Source organism: Mesorhizobium sp. M1217 (assembly GCF_040318275.1).
In the GTDB taxonomy this organism is placed as follows: Bacteria; Pseudomonadota; Alphaproteobacteria; order Rhizobiales; family Rhizobiaceae; genus Mesorhizobium.
The window spans coordinates 301,633-321,517 of the sequence record NZ_JAMYMA010000007.1 but is presented as its reverse complement, the minus strand read 5'-3'; the positions used below and the strand labels follow the sequence as shown (position 1 = coordinate 321,517).

The following is a 19,885-nucleotide window of genomic DNA, read 5'->3' as shown; positions in this document are numbered from 1 at the left end:
TACGAGATCGTCAGAGAAAGAACGGCGTAGGGCCATGCCTGCCTTAGAATGGGCCAGAGGAACGACTCGCGTATCCACGGAAATTGCGGAAACAGCGAACCCAGTCCGTAGTAGAGCAGCCAGAGCTGGAGCAGCAGCGGCGTGCCGCGAACAATCGTGCAGAACACCTTGGCCGGCACGCTCAAGATCGGCGGGCCGATCACCTGCGCCAGGCCGAGGGGGATGGCGAGCGCGATGCCCAGAGCCGACGTTACCACAAGCAGCCAGATGGTCCGCCATATGCCTTGCAAAGCCAGCGGCAGATAGGTGGGAAGCCAATCCCAGCGCATGAGGAAAATCGATGCCAGTACGACAACCAGCGCGATCAGGATCAGAGCTATGCGGTGTGGCTGCATCCAGAGCGAGGCCCGTGCGACGGCGTCAATGACCGGGGTTTCGGTCGCCATCAGTGCGATCCCGCGATCGACGGCATGCCGCGTCGCGCCCAGCGCTCAACCCGCCCGATGACGACGTTGGAGACGAGGGTCAGAACGAGATAAAGCGCGCCCGCCGCCATGAAGAAGGTGAAATAAGCCTTCGTCGCGCCGGCTGCCGTCCGTGTGGTTTGGGTCAGTTCATTGACGCCGACGATCGCGAGAAGCGCGGTGTCCTTGGTGGCGATCAGCCACAAATTTGCCAGCCCCGGAATGGCGAAGGGCAGCATCGCCGGCAGCGTTATACGCCTGAGAAGCAGGCCGGGAGGCATTCCATAGGCCCGCGCGGCTTCGATCTGGCCTTGCGGAACGGCGCGGATTGCGCCGCGCAAGACTTCGGTGGAGTAGGCGCCCTGCACGACCCCGAGCACGCCTATGCCGGCGACAACCCCGTTGATGTCGATCGCGGCATAGCCGAGCGCGGTAAGCAACTGGTTGATGAGGTCGGTACCAGCGAAATAAAGCAGCAGGATCAGCACCAACTCGGGCACGGCGCGGACCACTGTGGTGTAAACTTCCAGCAGGTCACGGACCACCGGCCCGCCATAGAGCTTGCCATAGGCGCCGCCGACGCCGATCAAAAGACCAACCCCAAAGGAACCGAAAGCAATTCCGACGGAGTTTGCCAGCCCATGCAGAAGGCTGAGACCCCTGCCGTTCGGCGGTTCGAAGGACAGCAATTCCAGCGAACTGGCTCCGAACATGGTGGCGAGAACGTCGCTCAGCTTATGTCCCCTGGACTTGCGGGTTGAGGCGCCAATGATGCGTCAAGCCGGACATGCCCACCGCGACGACGGCGGCTAGGCATGCCCGGCTTGACGCCGTTGCCGTCAGTTGGACTGCGACGCTTCGCCGTAGATGTCGAAATCGAAGTACTTCTTGGTGATTTCGGCATATTTGCCATTGGCCCGAATGGCCTTGATGGCGGCATTGATCTTGTCCTTGAGCTCGGTGTCGCCTTGGCGCATGCCGGCGCCGACGCCCGGCCCGAGCACTTCAAGGTCCGGCGCGACATAACCCTTGAGGTCGCAGCACGCCTTGCCTTGGTCCGACTTCAAAAACGCGTCGAGCGCGATCGAATCGGCCTGAGTGGCATCGATCCGGCCGGCGGCGAGATCCTGATTTGCCTCGTCCTGCGTCTGGTATTCCTTGATTTCCGCAGCGTCGGTGAAGTGCTTCTTGGCGTAGGCGGCGTGCACCGTAGACGCCTGAACGCCGACTATCTTGGCTTTCAACCCCTCTGGCGTCGCATCGAATTTCTGATCCTTGGCGCCGATCACCGCAGTCGGCGTGTTATAGTATTTGTCGGAGAAGTCGATTTCCTTCTTGCGCTCGTCGGTAATGGACATCGAATTCATGATCGCATCGATCTTCTTGGTTTTAAGCGCCGGGATGAGGCCGTCCCACGGGACTGGCGTCAATGCGCAATCCAGCTTGGCTTCGCCGCAAATGGCGTTGACGATGTCGACTTCCCAGCCACCCCACTTGCCGGAAGCATCCTGCGAGTAAAACGGCGGATAGGCTTCCGGCGAAAAACCCACCTTGATCTGTTCGGCGCTTGCCGAAAATGCGCCCGACAATGCGATCAGCGTGGCCGCGAGCGCCGTTTTGAGAAAAGGTTTCATTTTTCAGTTCTCCCGTTTTTTGGTTTTGACGTTCCCGTCTGCTTTTCTCGCAAGTCATCCAACATTGCGCAGAAACTGCTTCAGCCTTTCGGATTTTGGTGCGCCGAAGATCTGTTCCGGCGGCCCTTCTTCCTCGACCAGCCCGTTATGGAGATAGACGACATGCGTCGCCACCTCGCGGGCAAACTTCATCTCATGCGTGACCAGCACCATGGTGCGGCCTTCGCGCGCCAGGTCGCCGATCACCTTCAGCACTTCGCCGACCAACTCCGGGTCGAGCGCCGAGGTCGGCTCATCGAACAGCATGACGCGCGGATTGATGGCCAGCGCCCTGGCTATCGCTGCGCGCTGCTGTTGGCCGCCCGACAGATAGGCGGGGTAGACGTCGCGTTTTTCGGCCAGGCCGACGCGGGCGAGCAGCTTTTCCGCCTCGCCGATCGCTACATCGCGCTTGACGCCGAGCACATGCACGGGAACCTCGATGACGTTCTCGATCAACGTCATGTGGCTCCAAAGATTGAAGTTCTGGAAGACCATGCCGAGCTTGGAGCGGATGCGTTCGATCTGCTTGCGGTCGGCGGGCACGGTGTGGCCGTGGCTGTCGGCCTTCAGCTTTATCTCTTCGCCATTGACGCGGATGATGCCGCTGGTCGGGTTCTCCAGGCAATTGATGCAGCGCAGCAGCGTCGACTTGCCCGAGCCGCTGCCGCCGATGATGGCGATCACCTCGCCATCGCGCGCCGACAGCGAAACGCCCTTCAATACGTGCAGCTTGCCGAAATTCTTGTGCAGGTTCTCGACGTGGATGGCTTCGGCGGCGCCGTTCTGCACCGTATGCTTCAGGGCGGTGGCCGGCGCTGTCATCGTCGCGGTGCCCCGCGGAGCAGCCGAGGCAGTCCTTGCTGGAATTTATTACCCATTACCCGTCACTGGACAGCGTTCCGATTCTCAAGATGGACCGTTCCGCTTGCCTCCGTCAACCGCAGTTTTTGGACCATTGATCACGGCCTGCCGAGTGGCTATTGGCAGGAGGGAGCGCGTTTCAGGAGAATTTAGTGGGCAAAGCATACGGGTCGCAGTCGATGGCCGGGCCGCTGCAGCGCGTGCTGATGCGCTCCGCCGCCAGCGCCATGCATCGGGCCGAAGCACTGGAATGGCACTACGGTCCCGGCTTCGATCCGCAAAAAGCGGCGGCCCAGCATGAAGCGCTGGCCGGGCTGATTTCCGGCTCAGGCGCCGAGATCGAATGGCTGAGCGACGCCGATGACGGGCTTGCCGATTCTGTCTTTACCCACGATCCCTCGCTGATGACCGACCATGGCGCGGTCATCCTTGCCATGGGCAAGGCGCTGCGCCGGCCCGAGCCCGGCCTGCACGAGGCAGCTTATGGGCGCATGGGCATACCTGTCCTCGGCCGTATCGAGACTCCCGGCCAGGTCGAGGGCGGCGACTGCGTGTGGATGGATGCAAACACACTGGCGGTCGGCCGCGGCGTACGCACCAATCAGCACGGCATCCAGCAGCTCTCCAACCTGCTTTCACCCAAAGGCATCCAGGTCTATGGCTTCGACCTGCCGCTCTGGCAAGGCGAGGACGCCTGCCTGCATCTGATGTCGGTGATCAGCCCGCTCGCCGACGATCTGGCGCTGGTCTATGGGCCGCTCCTGCCGGTCGCCTTCCACCAGATGCTGCGTGCGCATGGCATTCGCCTGGTCGAGGGCGACGCCGACGAATTCTTCGCCTCGAGCGGGCTCAGCCTGAACGTCCTGCCGACCGCGCCGCGCCAGGTTATCGCCGTTGCCGGTTTTCCGAAGACGGCGGCTGCCATGCAGGCCGCCGGCTGTACGGTCTCGACATTCGAGGCCGATGCGCTGTGCATTGCCTGCGAGGGCGGCCCAACCTGCCTCACGCGCCCGGTGCTAAGACAATGACGACGATCGGCGAAGCGCTCATCACCTTGCTGGAAGCGCACGGCGTCGACACCGTCTTCGGCATTCCCGGCGTGCACACGGTCGAGCTCTACCGCGGGCTTGCGCGGTCGAAGATCCGTCACGTCACGCCGCGCCACGAGCAGGGCGCCGGCTTCATGGCTGACGGCTATGCGCGCGCCAGCGGCAAGCCGGGTGTCGCCTTCGTCATCACCGGGCCGGGGCTGACCAACACCATCACCGCCATGGGCCAGGCGCGCGCCGATTCGGTGCCGATGCTGGTAATCTCGGGCGTCAACGCCACGCCGACGCTGGGCAAGGGCCTTGGCCATCTGCATGAACTGCCGGACCAGCGCGGCATGATGGAGAAGGTGGCGCTGTTTTCGCACCGTGTCACCGAGGCCGGCGAATTGCCCGGCGTGCTCGCCCGCGCTTTTGCACTTTTTTCATCCTCGCGTCCGGGGCCAGTGCATATCGAGATCCCGACCGATGTCATGACCATGCCCGCCACCGGCATCGTGGCGCTGCTGCGGAATTCGGCCCCGCCCGAGCCGGGCGCCGCGGTGATCGCTGAGGCAGCCAGGCTTTGCGCTGCCGCCCGCCGGCCGCTTATCCTGGCCGGCGGCGGCGCCAAAGCTGCCGAAGCGCCGTTGCAGCGCCTGGCCGAGAGGTTGGGAGCGCCGGTCGTCCAGACCGCCAATGCGCGCGGCCTGCTCTATCGCCATCCGCTTGGCGTGCCGGCCAGCCCCAGCCTGAAGGCGGTGCGTGCGCTGATGGCCGATGCCGACCTGGTCATCGCCGCCGGTACCGAATTCGGTCCGACCGATTATGACGGCTATGGCGACGGCGGTTTTGTCCTGCCCGCCAATCTGATCCGCATCGACATCGGCGCCGACCAACTTACCAGGCGGCCGGCCCGGATTTCGATCCAGGCCGATTGTGGCGCAGCGCTCGAGGCGCTGCATGCCGAACTCGGCATGGGCCAGGCGCAATCAGGCGACGGCGCCGCTCTCGCGGCCGCGACGCGGCAAGCGGCCTTTGCCGAGATTGGCCCAGCTATGCAGGCGCAATTGCGCGCCGTCGAGACGATCCGTGATGCGCTGCCTGGCTCGATCATCGTCGGCGATTCGACCCAGCCGGTCTACGCCGCCAACCTCTATTACGATCACGACCGGCCGGGCGGCTGGTTCAACGCCGCTACCGGCTTCGGCGCGCTCGGCTATGGCCCGCCGGCGGCGATCGGTGCTGCCCTTGCCAGGCCTGAGGCGCCGGTCGTTTGTCTCACCGGCGACGGCGGCTTCCAGTTCACCCTGCCGGAACTGGGCGCCGCGCTCGACGCGGCGGCGCCGGTGATCTTCGCCGTCTGGAACAATCGCGGCTACCGCGAGATCGAAACCTCGATGCTCGATGTCGGCGTCGAGCCGGTCGGCGTCTCCCCGGCACCGCCGGATTTCTGCAAATTGGCCGAAGCCTATGGCATTGCCGCCGAGCGGATTTCCGGCGCCGGCGGCTTGGCGGACGCGCTACGGCGCGCGCGGGCGGCTGGACGACCCTACGTCATCGAGATTTCGGTTGAGTGATTGCGCGAAAGGCGCGACCTTCCGCATCGGCGGCGCGCAACGACGGAGCGGTCGAATATGACGGAAACACTGGACGGCAGACATATCGTGGTGACCGGCGGCACCGGGGCGCTTGGCGGCGCGGTCGTAGGGAAACTGCTGGAGCAGGGCGCGATTTGCCATGTGCCCAATGCCCACGCTGCCGCGCCTGCCCATTTTCCCTTCCCGGCACATGACCGCGTCAGGCTGGCGCACAATGTCGACCTCGCCGACGCTGCCAAGGTCGATGCCTTCTATGCTAGCGTTCCGGATTTGTGGGCATCGGTGCATCTGGCCGGCGGCTTCACCGCCGCACCGGTCGAGAAGATCGAGCCCGCCTCCTTTGCCGAGATGATGGACACCAACGCCCGCACCACCTTCCTGTGCTGCCGCGCGGCGATACGCTCGATGCTGGAATCTTCCGTATCGGGCCGCATCGTCAATGTCACCGCGCGAGCCGGGCTCGATCCGCGGCGCGGCTCCGGCAAGGTGGCTTACGCTGCCGCCAAGGCGGCGGTCGCCGCGATGACCGTGGCGATGGCCGAAGAGCTGAAGGGCAAGGGCATACTGGTCAACGCCGTGGCGCCCTCGACCCTAGACACGCCGGCCACCCGGGCTGACATGCCGGGCGCCGATTTCAGCAAATGGGTCAGCTTGGAAGCAGCCGCGGAGGCCATTGCCTACCTCGCTTCGCCGGCCAATCTGGCGATGAGCGGCACGCTGGTGCCGCTTTACGGCAGGGCCTGAAATTCAGGTCGGGTGCAAAAAAGGCCCCGCCGGATCGCTCCGGCGGGGCTTTTTGTTTCGTTTACAACCTGCGCGAGGCGCAGTGTTGGCTTAGCTGCCCTGCTTCTTCAGCGCGGCACCCAGGATGTCGCCCAGCGAAGCGCCGGAGTCAGTCGAACCGTACTGGGCGACCGCTTCCTTCTCTTCGGCGATTTCCAGCGCCTTGATCGAGACCTGCAGCTTGCGGGTCTTCTTGTCGAAGGCGATGACGCGGGCGTCGACCTTCTGGCCGACAGTGAAGCGCTCGGGGCGCTGCTCGTCGCGGTCACGGCTGAGGTCGGAGCGCTTGATGAAGGTCTCGATGCCGCTGTCGACCAGCCGCACTTCCAGACCGCCATCCTTCACGCCGATAACCTCGCAGGTGACGACTGCGTTCTTGCGCAGTTCGCCTGACGTCGCCGCTTCGCCGACCGTGTCCTTGGCCAGCTGCTTGATGCCGAGCGAGATGCGCTCCTTGTCGATGTCGACGTCGAGCACCTGCGCCTTGACCATGTCGCCGCGATTGTACTCCTCGATCACCTGCTCGCCCGGACGGGTCCAGTCGAGGTCGGAAAGGTGGACCATGCCGTCGACATCGCCTTCGAGGCCGATGAACAGGCCGAACTCGGTCTTGTTCTTGACCTCGCCCTCAACCTGGCTGCCGACCGGATGGCTGCGCGCGAAGGCCTCCCACGGGTTCTCCAGCGTTTGCTTGAGGCCGAGCGAGATGCGGCGCTTGGCCGGATCGACTTCGAGCACCACCACGTCGACTTCCTGCGTCGTCGACAGGATCTTGCCGGGATGCACGTTCTTCTTGGTCCACGACATTTCCGAAACGTGGATGAGGCCTTCGATGCCCGGCTCCAGCTCGACGAATGCGCCGTAGTCGGTGATGTTGGTAACGGTACCCTTGATCTTCTTGCCGATCGGGAACTTGGTGCCGATCTCGGACCACGGATCGCTCTCGAGCTGCTTCATGCCGAGCGAGATGCGGTGGGTTTCCTGGTTGATGCGGATGATCTGCACCTTGACCGTCTGGCCGATATTGAGGATTTCGGTCGGATGGTTGACGCGGCGCCATGCCATGTCGGTGACGTGCAGCAGGCCGTCGATGCCGCCGAGGTCGACGAACGCACCATAGTCGGTGATGTTCTTGACGACGCCTTCGACCACCTGGCCTTCTTCGAGGTTCTGCACGATTTCCGAACGCTGTTCGGCGCGGCTTTCCTCGAGTACGGTGCGGCGCGACACCACGATGTTGCCGCGGCGGCGATCCATCTTGAGGATCTCGAAGGGCTGCGGGTTGTGCATCAGCGGCGAGACGTCGCGGATCGGGCGGATATCGACCTGGCTGCGCGGCAGGAAAGCCACGGCACCGTCGAGGTCGACGGTGAACCCGCCCTTGACCTGGTTGAAGATGACGCCTTCGACGCGTTCGCCCTTGGTGAACTTCTCTTCGAGACGGACCCAGCTCTCTTCGCGGCGGGCCTTTTCACGCGACAGCATGGCTTCGCCAAGCGCGTTCTCGATACGCTCGACATAGACCTCGACCGTGTCGCCGACCTTGAGCGTCGTGTCCTTACCCTTGACGCCGAATTCCTTCAGCGGCACGCGGCCTTCGACCTTGAGGCCGACGTCGATGATGGCCATGTCCTTCTCAATGGCGGTGATGATGCCCTTGACGACCTGGCCTTCGCCGGAATGGCCGGCGGAAAATGATTCTTCGAGCAGGCTCGCGAAATCATCGCGAGTGGGATTTGCAACTGACATAGTTTCTCCTGGAATGCCCCGCAATCTGTCGCGGGGCGGGCGCCGTGGGTTAGCGTTGCGTTGGCCTGCCGGCGTTCCGGGCAAAAAGCCCTGGCCGCCTTTGGGCGGCAATTCCGGCGCATGAAGAATGCTGGCAGGCTGGTCCATGCCCGATATGGGAATTCTTTTTGTCGCCGGCAATCGGCGGCGGCAGGAAAACCCGGCTCAGGCTTCGTTTCTCTTGGCCAGGACGTCATCGATGATCGCCCGAGCTGCCAGAAACGCGGCTTCTATAGCCATTTCCGACGTGTCGAGCAAGTGCGCATCGGCTGCCGGTTTCAAGGGCGAGTCCATGCGGCCCATGTCGCGCTCGTCGCGACGCACGATATCGGCAAGGATTTCATCGAAATTGGCAGTGCCGCCGATGCTCTCGATTTCGTCCAGCCGCCGCTTTGCCCGCACCTCGGCACTGGCCGTGACATAGAGTTTTACGTCGGCATCGGGACAGACGACAGTGCCGATGTCGCGGCCGTCGAGCACCGCGCCCGGCGGGGTTTTTGCAAAGTCGCGCTGCTTGTCGACCAGGATGCGCCGCACCGACGGGATGACAGCCACTTTCGAGGCAGCCTCTCCGACGGCGTGTGCCGAAAGCACGGCGCGGTCGAGCTTTGCCAGATCGACCTGACGAGCCGCGGTTTCAGCGGCCGAGACATTGTCGAGCGGCAGGCCGAGCCGGAGCAGCGAGTGCGCCACCGCGCGATAGGTGAGGCCGGTGTCGAGCAGGTTTAGCCGGTAGTGATCGGCGAGCCGTCGGGCAAGGGTGCCCTTTCCAGCGCCTGCAGGGCCGTCGATGGCGATGGTGAAGCCTGTCGTCATTCGAAACCTCGATGCAAGTGCCTCACTCCATCGGCGCTCGAAGTCAACCGCGTTGACCTCCGAGGCCTCGAACTGATTGTCGGAATTGATCTCTGTGAGATCGGGAAAGCCTTCTACGGAATTTCTGGTGCCCCCGATCTCGATATCCTCCGACCCGTCGAGGGCAGCGCCGCGAATGGCAAAACCCACGGAGCCATCGGTATAGAACTCGATAGTCCGGTTCTGGAAATTGTCGTCGGCAACTTCATACCAGAGATGGGACGGCTCCCCCGGTATGCGATGTTTCCAATGAACGTAAAAGTATCTCACTCGATCTCCGCACCCAGCCCCTTCATCAGCCCCATGAATTCCGGAAAGCTCGTTGCGATCATCGCCTGGTCGTCGATGGTTACCGGTTTTTCCGTCGCCAGCCCCATCACCAGGAAGCTCATGGCGATGCGGTGGTCGAGATGGGTCTGGACGATGGTGCCCTGTCCGTTGGGATGCTGGCCGAGGCCCTTGCCGCCCGGTTTTCCGCGCACGACAAGCGCGGCCTCGCCTTCGCTGCAGTCCACACCGTTGAGCTTCAGCCCTTCGGCCACCGCCGACAGCCGGTCGGATTCCTTCACGCGCAGCTCTTCCAGGCCAAGCATCAGCGTTTCGCCCTCGGCGAAGCTGGCCGCCACGGCAAGCACCGGATATTCGTCGATCATGGTCGGCGCCCGTTCGGGCGGTACGGTGACGCCTTTCAGCTCGGAGTAACGCACGCGCAGGTCGGCAACATCCTCGCCGCCTTCATTGCGGCGGTCGAGAATGTCGATCCGGGCGCCCATTTCTTGCAGCGTCAAAAGAAGCCCCGTGCGCGTCGGGTTCATCAGCACGTTTTCGATGGTGATGTCCGAGCCCGGCACGATCAGCGCCGCCACCAGCGGAAAGCCGGCCGAGGAGGGGTCGCCAGGCACCGCGATGGTCTGGCCGGTGAGCTTGCCCTGGCCTTCGATGAAAATGTGGCGCACGCCGCGCTCGTCGGTCTCGACCGACAGATTGGCGCCGAATCCCTTGAGCATCTTTTCGGTGTGGTCGCGCGTCATCACCGGCTCGATGACGGTGGTGATGCCCGGCGTGTTCAGCCCCGCCAGCAGCACCGCCGACTTGACCTGCGCCGATGCCATCGGCACGCGGTAGGTGATCGGCGCGGCGTGCTTGGGCCCGCGCAGCGTGATCGGCATGCGGTCGCCGGGTGTCGCCTTCAGCACCTGCACGCCCATCTGGCGAAGCGGTTCGAGCACGCGGCCCATCGGCCGGCCGGACAGCGAGGCGTCGCCGATGAAGGTGGTTTCCATGTCATAGGTGCCGACCAGGCCCATGGTGAGGCGGGAGCCCGTGCCGGCATTGCCGAAATCGAGCGGGCCCTCCGGTTGCAGCAGCGCGCCATTGCCGGTTCCGCGGATCACCCACTCAGTGCCATGCTTCTCGATATGAGCGCCCATCGCCTTCATGGCAGCGCCCGTACGCATCACGTCCTCGCCTTCCAGTAGTCCGGTGATGCGGGTTTCGCCGGAGGCCAGCCCGCCAAACATGAAGGAACGGTGCGAGATCGACTTGTCGCCCGGCACCCGTGCCGCGCCGGAAAGACCAGATGATTTTCGGGCGGTGGCCTGCTTCGGGGCGGCAGTGTGCGACATGGTTCTTTCCTGGAAACGCCGGCGGCCGGCCATTTTCTTGTGGTTTGCGCGGTCTCCTATCATGGCGGATCGAGATGGTCATCCCCTTGGTACGAAGGCCTTCGAATTCAAGCTTTTTGGGACGCCGGCTTTTCGCTTTGACAGCGCCGTAAACTCTGGTTAAGGGGACCAAACTTTCATCGACGAGGCTTGCTGTGGCAAAACCCGAACTTGGCACCAAACGCATCGACCCGGAGACGGGTCGAAAATTCTATGACTTGAACAAGGACCCGATCGTCTCGCCTTACACGGGCAAGAGCTATCCGCGCTCCTATTTCGAGGAAGGCAAGATAGCCGCCCTCGAGGAGGAAGAGGAAGTTGCCGAGAAGGAAGTGGACGCCGAAGAGGAAGAGGGCGTCGAGGTCGTCTCTCTCGAAGAGGCGGACGAGGACGCGAAGGCCGACGAGCTTCCCGATCTCGGCGATGACGAGGACGACGTTGACCTTGGCGATGACGAGGATGACACGTTCCTTGCCGACGAGGAGGAAGAAGACGACGACGTTGCCGACATGATCGGCGTCGGCGAAGACGACGACGAAGTCTGAGCGAACCGCATTCGCCGGCTTTCGCGGCGCTGCCTAGAAAAAGCGGTTCTTGAAGGCTTGATATTGACTGAAGGCGGGGTTAGAAGCCGCCTGCACTAACGACGCGGTCTCAACCCGCGCCGGATCTCTTCGCCGGAAACGGCGCCGGCGAACTGCCGGAGTGGGGCCATAGCTCAGTTGGGAGAGCGCTTGAATGGCATTCAAGAGGTCGTCGGTTCGATTCCGATTGGCTCCACCAAAAGTTCTTTCACGTTTTCAGAAAATTAGTTTCCACCCCCTCAGGGGCCTTGCCTTGGAAAGGTCCGGGGCACCGCCAGCGCACCGCACAAAACATTTTTCAGGTCCGAAGCAGCAATGCCTGACAGCGGTGGACGAGATATCGATCTTGGCGCCAGTAGCTTGCGTTCATGCACGCCCGGCGGCAAGGATATCGCGGCAACATCGTATGTGGGGGCAATATGGAATCGGAAAACTCGCTGCTCGGGATCTTCATCTCCTGGATGCCGATGCTGATTTATCTCGCAGCAAGCCTTTGGGTTTCTATCTGGCTCACGTTCAAACTCATCCACGTTCAGCAAGCGATGGTGCAGGCGCAAGAAGGCATCTTGACCAAGTTGACTGATATCGACAACCGCATGTCTGGTAAGCCGAGCCAAGACTGAGGTCCGAAGCTACTGTTCCCCAACTGTTTTCAGCTGCAGCGGTCGACCGGGATACCGCTAATTATACCGGCCAATTGGATGCGGTGGCTCGACGGCGCCCGGTATCGCCACATGAAAATCGGTCTTTTGGACTAACGCTTCATTTTGTCGATACGCTCGCTAAGAGCCTTCACCGCTGCCGTATTTTCCCGAATTTCTTTGGCGATCTCTTTCGCGGCGTTTGCCATGACGATCCTTGAGCGGTTTGCCATCCAAAGCAGAAACGCCATAAGAATCAGGAAAGGGATGCCAACGAGAAGTGCTCGCATTATTGCAGCTTGGTGGCTCATTTCGCTTTCTCCGAGCCGTAGGCTGCCACGCCGTCGACGATCTTCGTGATGTGCTGAGCTTCTGCCATCGGTTCCCTCTTCAGCTGTGACGGACGCCAGCGATAATCGCGTTTATCGGTAGTCACCCCCAAGCCGGAATCGATTCCCTTTTGGGCCGAGGCCGAGCGGCTTCAATTCGTCCAGATCGAACACTGAACCACTTGACCCGTTGCCTGATCACGAACCCTTTTCGAAAACACGCGATGGAGGCCCATTGCGCGTGATCTAGCTTCCTTCGTCGCAACGTAATCGGGATAGCCGACATGCCACTGCCAGAGGAAGTTTGGTGGGGCAGGTTTCCACGTAACCTTGGATCCAAAGGCCGCATTGTCCGGATCTGTTCTATCGAACCGGCAGTCGACGGCTACGGGCATCATGCCCTTCTTAGCCATTGCGTCGGAAACCCCGTAAGCAGTTCGCTTCGTAAGCCATCCATCCGCGCCGCTAGTCGAAACTGTAGTGCACCCTGCCAGAGATATGCTCGACATCAAAAGCCCGATGGCCAATGCGTTGCCTGCGAATGATCGCCGAGTGCCAACCTGATTCTGTTTCATACCCGATCCCCACAACTGAAAGTAGTGCAGGCTAGATGGGGATACGGCGCGAAACAAGGGAGCGCGCCTCTTCTTTGGTTCGGCCGGTCGTGCGCCGTGCGCGGTGCGACAGGCGAGCGGCGAGCGGCAAAATTTCAAACTGAGACACTATCTAACTGCCACCTAATACAGGTTCTTTGAGCTAACTCCCCCTGGCGCGCGTACTGGTCGCGAATCCCATTCGTCGCGCGCTATTGGAGTCTGGATATAGTGCGCCAGAATCCAGGGTCGCGTCCCGTCTGTTTCCGGTCTGTTTTCAGGCATGAAATTCCCTTGCCCGGGTCGCTGTTCCTTCACTGTTTTCAGTGCGCATCGGACACTGTTCCGCCGCTGTTTTCAGCGAGAGTGCCAACTGTTTCCTAACTGTTTTATCAGTTGCAGCGCTTAACCGAAATCGTCCATTAAATTGGACTAAGCCATCGTCGCATATAACTGGCTTGGAAATGACTCCCCCACTCTTTGCGCTCCCGGGCTGCCCGCCGCCTATCGCGGAACCTAGCTGAGACTAGTGTAGTCGGCCGCCCGGCTTGGGCTCGCCGGTCCAAAAGTAGTGAGCCCGTGCCCGGTCAGTGCATTTTTCTGGCTGTGGTTTGAACCGCGAGCGCCGGGTCTGAACCAGGCAGCGGGCTGAAATGACCGCTGAGCAAAACTCCGTTACTTGTTGCAGTTCTGCATATCCGACGTCATGGCGCCGCTGGGGGTATTGTTGTCGGTATCGCTGCCCGCCGTATCCTTGCAGCGGTCCTCCATACCGTTTGTCTGCGGCGTGGTGGCGTTCGTTGCGTTCGGATCGATCGTGTTCGGGGTAGTTGCGCTGCCGGTCCCGATGTTGCCGCCGGAAGTGCCTGTGTTGACGCCGGTATTGCCATCGGCGCTACCGGTCCCGGAGCCCATCGATTGTGCCATGGCAGATGTGGCCAGGCCGATAGCAAGTAGGAATGCAGAGAGAATTTTCATCATCTTAGTGTCTCCATCGAGTTGCATCGCTCTATCGCGATCTATACCCAACGAGAGTTTTTTCGAGATGTTCCGTTTGGCATAAATAGTGATCGATACAACCATTATGGATCTTTGTTGCTCGTCGTTTCGTGAATGCGGCTGCGAAATTCCTGCCGCATAGCGGCAATTTCGTCTGGAACCAAATCGAGCATGCCGCGTTATGGCGCTTGCGGGGAGTTGTGTCGGCCGCAGGGGACAGTTTCACCAGGACATTCAAGAAATCCGTGAGCTGGGAGGGGCGCTGTGAGCGTGCTTGCATCCACAAGGCAATTGGACCACCGTCAAATACTGAACGCGCTGAAGGCTTTTCGGAGCGGTGATTTCTCCGTTCGCATCGATAATGTCTACACCGGCCTCGATTCCGAGATCGCCGACACCTTCAACGAAATCGTAGAACTCAACGATCAGGTCACGCGCGAGTTCGAACGCCTCAGCAAGGTCGTCGGCAAGGATGGCCGGATCGGCGAACGCGGCCGTGTCCGCAACGCTACCGGCAGTTGGGAATCGAGCGTCCGTTCCGTCAACGATCTGATCGAGGACATGGTTCAGCCGACGGCCGAAGTGGCGCGCGTCATCGGCGCGGTCGCCAAAGGCGACCTGTCGCAGACGATGATGGTCGAAATCGACGGCCGGCAGTTGCGCGGCGAATTCCTGCGCATCGGCAAGATCGTCAACACCATGGTCGGGCAACTGGCCTCCTTCGCCTCGGAGGTGACGCGCGTGGCGCGCGAGGTCGGCACCGAAGGCAAGCTCGGCGGCCAGGCCCGCGTGAAAGGTGTGGCCGGGACCTGGAAGGACCTGACCGACAACGTCAACGCCATGGCGACGAACCTGACCGGGCAGGTGCGCAACATCGCCGAGGTGACGACCGCCGTCGCTTCCGGCGACCTGTCGAAGAAGATCACCGTCGATGTGAAGGGCGAAATCCTCGCGCTCAAGAACACCATCAACACGATGGTCGACCAGCTCAATTCCTTCGCCTCGGAAGTGACGCGCGTTGCGCGCGAGGTCGGTACAGAAGGCAAGCTCGGCGGCCAGGCGCGCGTCGAAGGTGTCGGCGGCACCTGGAAGGACCTGACCGACAACGTCAACCTGATGGCAGAGAACCTGACCGGCCAGGTGCGCAATATCGCCGAGGTGACCACTGCTGTGGCGCTTGGCGACCTGTCGAAGAAGATCACGGTCGACGTCAAGGGCGAGATCCTCGAGCTGAAATCAACCATCAACACCATGGTCGACCAGCTGAACTCATTTGCCGGCGAAGTGACGCGCGTCGCCCGCGAAGTCGGCACCGAGGGCAAGCTCGGCGGCCAGGCGCAGGTGCGCGGCGTTGCCGGCACCTGGAAGGACTTGACCGACAACGTCAATTCGATGGCCGAGAACCTGACCGGCCAGGTCCGCAACATCGCCGAGGTGACGACCGCGGTTGCTTCGGGCGACTTGTCGAAGAAGATCACCGTCGCCGTGCAAGGCGAAATCCTCGAGCTCAAGGACACCATCAACACGATGGTCGACCAATTGAACTCCTTCGCCTCGGAAGTGACGCGTGTGGCGCGCGAGGTCGGCACCGAAGGCAAGCTCGGCGGCCAGGCCGAGGTGAAGGGCGTCGGCGGCACCTGGAAGGATCTGACCGACAACGTCAACCTGATGGCCGCCAACCTGACCGGCCAGGTGCGCAACATTGCCGAGGTGACGACCGCCGTGGCCCGCGGCGACCTGTCGAAGAAGATCACCGTCGACGTCAAGGGCGAAATCCTGGAGCTCAAGGACACCGTCAACACGATGGTCGACCAGCTGAACTCCTTCGCCTCCGAAGTGACGCGTGTGGCGCGCGAAGTGGGATCGGAAGGCAAGCTCGGCGGCCAGGCGCATGTCGAGGGTGTCGGCGGCACCTGGAAAGATTTGACCGACAACGTCAATGCCATGGCCGGCAATCTGACCGTGCAGTTGCGCGACGTGTCCAAGGTGGCGACGGCAATTGCGACCGGCGACCTCACCCAGAAGATCACGGTCGATGCATTGGGCGAGATCCTGCAGATCAAGGACGTCATCAACACGATGGTCGACCAGCTGAATTCCTTCGCCTCCGAGGTGACGCGCGTGGCGCGCGAAGTCGGTTCCGACGGCAAGCTCGGCGGCCAGGCGCAGGTGCGCGGCGTTGCCGGCACCTGGAAGGACCTGACCGACAACGTCAATGCGATGGCCGCCAACCTGACCGGGCAGGTGCGCAACATCGCCGAGGTGACGACTGCGGTGGCGCTTGGCGATCTGTCGAAGAAGATCACGGTCGACGTGCGCGGCGAGATCCTCGAGCTGAAGGACACCATCAATACGATGGTCGACCAGCTGAATTCCTTTGCCTCGGAAGTGACGCGCGTGGCGCGCGAGGTCGGCACCGAGGGCAAGCTCGGGGGCCAGGCGCAGGTGCGCGGCGTTGCCGGCACCTGGAAAGATCTGACCGACAATGTGAATTCAATGGCCGAGAACCTGACCGGCCAGGTCCGCAACATCGCCGAGGTGACGACGGCTGTGGCGCGCGGCGACCTGTCGAAGAAGATCACGGTCGACGTCAAGGGCGAGATCCTGGAGCTGAAATCGACCATCAACACCATGGTCGACCAGCTGAACTCCTTTGCCGGCGAAGTGACGCGTGTCGCCCGCGAGGTCGGCACCGAGGGCAAGCTCGGCGGCCAGGCACGGGTCGAGGGCGTCGCCGGCACCTGGAAGGACCTGACCGACAACGTCAACCTGATGGCGACGAACCTGACCAACCAGGTGCGCGGCATCGCCGATGTCGTGACCGCGGTCGCGCAAGGCAATCTCAAGCGCAAGCTGACGGTCGATGCCAAGGGCGAGATCGCCTCGCTCGCCGACACCATCAACGGCATGATCGAGACGTTGGCGACCTTCGCCGATCAGGTGACCAACGTCGCCCGCGAGGTGGGCATCGAAGGCAAGCTCGGCGGCCAGGCCCGCGTGCCCGGCGCCGCCGGCCTTTGGCGCGACCTGACCGACAACGTCAATCAGCTTGCGGCCAACCTGACCACCCAGGTGCGCGCCATCGCCGAAGTGTCGACTGCGGTGACCAAGGGCGATTTGACCCGCTCGATCAGCGTCCAGGCCTCCGGCGAGGTCGCGGCGCTGAAGGACAACATCAACGAGATGATCCGCAATCTGAAGGACCAGACGCTGAAGAATGCCGAGCAGGACTGGCTGAAGACCAATCTCGCCCGGTTCTCGCGCATGCTGCAGGGCGAGCGCGACCTGGCAACGGTCTCGCGTCTCATCATGTCCGAACTCGCGCCGCTGGTCAATGCGCAATATGGCGTGTTCTACGTGACCAACCGCGACGAGGATGAATTCTATCTGGAACTCGCCGCCTCCTATGGCGCCGAAAGCAAGGCGGAGATCAAGCAACGCCTCGATCTGCGCGAAGGCCTTGTCGGGCAAAGTGCCGCCGACAAGCGCGCCATCATGCTGGACAATGTGCCGCCGAATTTCCTGCGCGTCACGTCGGGCCTTGGCAATGCCGCGCCGGCCAACGTGATCATTCTTCCGGCTCTGTTCGAGGACGAGGTGAAGGCCGTCATCGAACTCGCCTCGTTCAGCGAATTCCGCGACACGCACCAGTCATTCCTCAACCAGCTGATGGAATCCGTCGGCATCGTTCTCAACACCATCGCCGCCACCATGCGCACCGAAGGCCTGCTCAAGCAGTCGCAGCTGCTGACCTCGGAGCTGCAGGCGCGTCAGACCGAGCTGACCAAAAAGCAGGAAGAGCTGCACGCCACCAACGAGGAGCTGCAGGAAAAGGCGCAGCTGCTCGAGAACGAAAAGAAGCAGGTGGAGAACAAGAACCTCGAAATCGAGATGGCGCGCCGTGCGCTGGAGGAGAAGGCCGAGCAGCTGGCGCTTACCTCGAAATACAAGTCGGAATTCCTCGCCAATATGAGCCACGAACTGCGTACGCCGCTGAACTCGCTGCTCATCCTTTCAAACCTGCTCGCAACCAACCAGCAAGGCAATCTCAACGACAAGCAGGTCGAGTTCGCGCGCACCATCAACTCGGCCGGCACCGACCTTTTGAGCCTCATCAACGATATCCTCGATCTGTCGAAGATCGAATCGGGTACCGTCTCGATCGATATCAACGACATGCCGGTGGTGCATCTTCGCCAGCATATGGAGCGAACCTTCCGGCAGCTGGCGACCGACAAGGGGCTTGGCTTCGCCATCAACGTCGATCCCGAGCTTCCGGAGACCGTCCGCACCGACGAGAAGCGCTTGCAGCAGATTGTGCTCAACCTCTTGTCGAACGCGTTCAAGTTCACCTCCGAGGGCGAAGTCAGCTTGAATTTCCGGGCCGAAAAGACTGGCCGTCACAACGGCTCGGTGCAACCGATGGAAGCGCTCGCTATCGAGGTCACCGATACGGGCATCGGTATTCCGCAGGACAAGCAGAAGCTGATTTTCGAGGCCTTCCAGCAGGCCGACGGCACCACCAGTCGCAAATATGGCGGCACCGGGCTTGGGCTCTCGATCAGCCGGGAGATCGCCCGGCTGATCGGCGGCGAATTGCGGGTCGAGAGCACGCCGGGCAAGGGTTCGACGTTCACGCTGGTCATCCCGTTCGACGGACCTCGGATGGCCTTGGCCCCGCAAGCGGCCTTGCTGCCGGCGATGGAGGTGGTCGCGACGACGGCGCAGCCGAGCCCGCCATCCTCCGAATTGCTTGATGACCGCGATACGATCTCACCGGAAGATAGGGTCGTGCTGATCGTCGAGGACGACCCGACCTTTGGCGGTTTGCTGCTCGGCCTGGCGCGTTCGGCCGGGCTGAAGGGCGTCCTGTCGACCGCGGGCTCTGGCACGCTGGCTTTGGCCCGCAAGCTGGTTCCCGATGCGATCACGCTGGATCTCGGACTATCGGATATCGACGGCTGGGTGTTGTTCGATCTGCTTCGCCATGACCCGAAAACCAAGGACATTCCCGTCCATGTCATCTCGGGTGCCGAAGATATCGAGGTGCTTGCCCGCAAGGGCGCATCCACCATTTCAACCAAGCCCGTGTCGTCGGACGAACTGATGAAGGTCTTCCAGGACATTCACTCCAGAAAGCTCCGCGTCCAGCGCCGCGTTCTGATTGCCGATACCGATCCCGAGCGCCGTCTCTCGTTGATCGAGGCGATCCGCGACGGCGTCACCTCGGTCACCGCGATCGGCCGCGTCGCGGCGAATGCCGACGACATCGGCATCGCCGGCTATGATGCCGTTGTGCTCGGCCTTGGCCGCTCGGCCAAGGACAACGCCCAGATGCTGGATGAGATTGCCGTCCTGTTCGGGCAGTCCGTGTCGCGACTGTTGTTCTTCGCGCCGCATCCGGAAGCGCTGCAACAGTCGCTCGCCTTGCATCCGGCATTGGCGGATGTTCCGCGGGCGGAGAATTTCGCGCAGCTGGCTCTCCTGATATCCGCAACGCTCCCGGGGCGAGGCCACGAAAGTTCGGCAGCCGAACAGCCGGACAAATTCGACCTCGCCGGCGCAAAGGTCCTCATCGTCGACGACGACATCCGCAACATCTATTCGCTCACCAGCGTTCTCGAGACCTATGACATCCAGGTGCTGCACGCGGAGCGCGGTAGGGAAGGTATTGCGCTTCTGGAGCAGAGCCCGGATATCGACGCCGCATTGATCGACATCATGATGCCGGAGATGGATGGCTACGAGACGATGCGGCAGATCCGCGGCATGTCGGCGATCGCCCATATCCCGCTGATCTCGGTTACCGCCAAGGCAATGAAGGGCGACCGGCAGAAGTGCCTCGACGCCGGCGCCTCCGACTATATCGCCAAGCCTGTCGACCTCGATCTGCTGCTGGCGTTGCTGCGTGTCTGGATCGGCCGCTCGCGATCCCGTGTCCATGGTCCGGAAAAGACGCTCATGGCAGTGAACTGACGGCCGCTCGATGCAGAAACTATCGAGGCACGGAGCAAGGAAGCCG

15 protein-coding genes, 1 tRNA gene and 1 pseudogene are annotated in these 19,885 nt (G+C 62.2%); 7 read left to right on the top strand and 10 right to left on the bottom strand.

From position 1 onward, the window contains the following. The 4 genes from NKH37_RS15090 to NKH37_RS15075 all read right to left on the bottom strand — a co-directional run. Positions 1 to 446 (bottom strand): ABC transporter permease subunit (locus tag NKH37_RS15090; RefSeq protein ID WP_352609988.1); only part of this gene is annotated, 446 nt, incomplete at its 3' end. Then, entirely contained in the window at positions 446 to 1,177 is a 732-nt protein-coding gene (locus NKH37_RS15085) for an ABC transporter permease (RefSeq protein ID WP_036244431.1), read from the bottom strand. The genes NKH37_RS15085 and NKH37_RS15090, both read right to left, overlap by 1 nt. A 126-nt stretch (positions 1,178 to 1,303) precedes the next feature. Continuing rightward, positions 1,304 to 2,098, bottom strand: coding sequence for a transporter substrate-binding domain-containing protein (locus tag NKH37_RS15080; protein ID WP_352483947.1), 795 nt, complete (start codon positions 2,096 to 2,098; stop codon positions 1,304 to 1,306). Positions 2,099 to 2,152: 54 nt separating this feature from the next. Continuing rightward, on the bottom strand, positions 2,153 to 2,962 hold the full coding sequence (locus NKH37_RS15075; RefSeq protein WP_023718026.1) for an ABC transporter ATP-binding protein: 810 nt from the start codon (positions 2,960 to 2,962) through the stop codon (positions 2,153 to 2,155). A 218-nt stretch (positions 2,963 to 3,180) separates the two neighbouring features. Here NKH37_RS15075 and NKH37_RS15070 point away from each other — a divergent pair, with 218 nt between their 5' ends. Genes NKH37_RS15070 through NKH37_RS15060 form a run of 3 tightly spaced genes read left to right on the top strand, consistent with a single transcriptional unit; the run spans position 3,181 to position 6,371 of the window. After that, complete coding sequence (locus tag NKH37_RS15070) at positions 3,181 to 4,029, top strand: dimethylarginine dimethylaminohydrolase family protein (protein WP_031193690.1); 849 nt, start codon at positions 3,181 to 3,183, stop codon at positions 4,027 to 4,029. After that, a complete protein-coding gene (locus tag NKH37_RS15065) occupies positions 4,026 to 5,606 on the top strand; it encodes a 5-guanidino-2-oxopentanoate decarboxylase (RefSeq protein ID WP_352495727.1) in 1,581 nt (526 codons plus the stop codon). The genes NKH37_RS15070 and NKH37_RS15065 overlap by 4 nt, the downstream gene beginning before the upstream one ends. 57 nt (positions 5,607 to 5,663) lie before the next feature. Further along, a complete protein-coding gene (locus NKH37_RS15060) occupies positions 5,664 to 6,371 on the top strand; it encodes an SDR family NAD(P)-dependent oxidoreductase (RefSeq protein WP_023718023.1) in 708 nt (235 codons plus the stop codon). A 90-nt stretch (positions 6,372 to 6,461) separates the two neighbouring features. On the opposite strand, the gene rpsA is transcribed toward NKH37_RS15060, so the two are convergent. The 4 genes and pseudogenes from rpsA to aroA all read right to left on the bottom strand — a co-directional run bounded on the left by rpsA (position 6,462) and on the right by aroA (position 10,678). Next, complete coding sequence (rpsA, locus tag NKH37_RS15055) at positions 6,462 to 8,159, bottom strand: 30S ribosomal protein S1 (RefSeq protein ID WP_023676278.1); 1,698 nt, start codon at positions 8,157 to 8,159, stop codon at positions 6,462 to 6,464. A 204-nt stretch (positions 8,160 to 8,363) separates the two neighbouring features. After that, the gene (gene cmk, locus NKH37_RS15050) at positions 8,364 to 9,014 is read right to left on the bottom strand and encodes a (d)CMP kinase (RefSeq protein WP_023718022.1); all 651 of its coding nucleotides are present in this window, start codon (positions 9,012 to 9,014) and stop codon (positions 8,364 to 8,366) included. A gap of 30 nt (positions 9,015 to 9,044) precedes the next feature. Further along, positions 9,045 to 9,323 (bottom strand): annotated as a pseudogene (locus tag NKH37_RS15045) (DUF6881 domain-containing protein); the annotation flags it as partial. Further along, complete coding sequence (aroA, locus tag NKH37_RS15040; RefSeq protein WP_353005351.1) at positions 9,320 to 10,678, bottom strand: 3-phosphoshikimate 1-carboxyvinyltransferase; 1,359 nt, start codon at positions 10,676 to 10,678, stop codon at positions 9,320 to 9,322. The gene aroA and the pseudogene NKH37_RS15045, both read right to left, overlap by 4 nt. A gap of 194 nt (positions 10,679 to 10,872) precedes the next feature. Here aroA and NKH37_RS15035 point away from each other — a divergent pair, with 194 nt between their 5' ends. The 3 genes from NKH37_RS15035 to NKH37_RS15025 all read left to right on the top strand — a co-directional run bounded on the left by NKH37_RS15035 (position 10,873) and on the right by NKH37_RS15025 (position 11,924). Beyond that, positions 10,873 to 11,262 (top strand): TIGR02300 family protein, encoded by a 390-nt coding sequence (locus NKH37_RS15035; protein ID WP_023676282.1) that lies wholly within the window; start codon positions 10,873 to 10,875, stop codon positions 11,260 to 11,262. 162 nt (positions 11,263 to 11,424) lie between these two features. Beyond that, positions 11,425 to 11,500: transfer RNA gene (locus tag NKH37_RS15030), tRNA-Ala, on the top strand. 220 nt (positions 11,501 to 11,720) lie between these two features. Then, entirely contained in the window at positions 11,721 to 11,924 is a 204-nt protein-coding gene (locus tag NKH37_RS15025; protein WP_352548929.1) for a hypothetical protein, read from the top strand. Positions 11,925 to 12,055: 131 nt separating this feature from the next. Here NKH37_RS15025 and NKH37_RS15020 read toward each other — a convergent pair whose 3' ends face one another. Together NKH37_RS15020 and NKH37_RS15015 are read right to left on the bottom strand one after the other, a co-directional pair. Next, the gene (locus NKH37_RS15020) at positions 12,056 to 12,253 is read right to left on the bottom strand and encodes a hypothetical protein (RefSeq protein ID WP_031193688.1); all 198 of its coding nucleotides are present in this window, start codon (positions 12,251 to 12,253) and stop codon (positions 12,056 to 12,058) included. 1,286 nt (positions 12,254 to 13,539) lie between these two features. After that, positions 13,540 to 13,947, bottom strand: a complete 408-nt coding sequence (locus NKH37_RS15015) for a hypothetical protein (protein ID WP_023718016.1) — start codon at positions 13,945 to 13,947, stop codon at positions 13,540 to 13,542. 186 nt (positions 13,948 to 14,133) lie between these two features. Between NKH37_RS15015 and NKH37_RS15010 the strand changes: the two genes are divergently transcribed. Then, a complete protein-coding gene (locus tag NKH37_RS15010; RefSeq protein WP_353041134.1) occupies positions 14,134 to 19,839 on the top strand; it encodes a HAMP domain-containing protein in 5,706 nt (1,901 codons plus the stop codon). Positions 19,840 to 19,885: the final 46 nt, after the last annotated feature.

Coding starts and splice junctions, on each gene's coding strand:
- NKH37_RS15085 (WP_036244431.1), bottom strand. CDS start 1,177: ATGTTCGGAGCCAGTTCGCTGGAATTGCTGTCCTTCGAACCGCCGAAC.
- NKH37_RS15080 (WP_352483947.1), bottom strand. CDS start 2,098: ATGAAACCTTTTCTCAAAACGGCGCTCGCGGCCACGCTGATCGCATTG.
- NKH37_RS15075 (WP_023718026.1), bottom strand. CDS start 2,962: ATGACAGCGCCGGCCACCGCCCTGAAGCATACGGTGCAGAACGGCGCC.
- NKH37_RS15070 (WP_031193690.1), top strand. CDS start 3,181: ATGGCCGGGCCGCTGCAGCGCGTGCTGATGCGCTCCGCCGCCAGCGCC.
- NKH37_RS15065 (WP_352495727.1), top strand. CDS start 4,026: ATGACGACGATCGGCGAAGCGCTCATCACCTTGCTGGAAGCGCACGGC.
- NKH37_RS15060 (WP_023718023.1), top strand. CDS start 5,664: ATGACGGAAACACTGGACGGCAGACATATCGTGGTGACCGGCGGCACC.
- rpsA (WP_023676278.1), bottom strand. CDS start 8,159: ATGTCAGTTGCAAATCCCACTCGCGATGATTTCGCGAGCCTGCTCGAA.
- cmk (WP_023718022.1), bottom strand. CDS start 9,014: ATGACGACAGGCTTCACCATCGCCATCGACGGCCCTGCAGGCGCTGGA.
- aroA (WP_353005351.1), bottom strand. CDS start 10,678: ATGTCGCACACTGCCGCCCCGAAGCAGGCCACCGCCCGAAAATCATCT.
- NKH37_RS15025 (WP_352548929.1), top strand. CDS start 11,721: ATGGAATCGGAAAACTCGCTGCTCGGGATCTTCATCTCCTGGATGCCG.
- NKH37_RS15020 (WP_031193688.1), bottom strand. CDS start 12,253: ATGAGCCACCAAGCTGCAATAATGCGAGCACTTCTCGTTGGCATCCCT.
- NKH37_RS15015 (WP_023718016.1), bottom strand. CDS start 13,947: ATGGTTGTATCGATCACTATTTATGCCAAACGGAACATCTCGAAAAAA.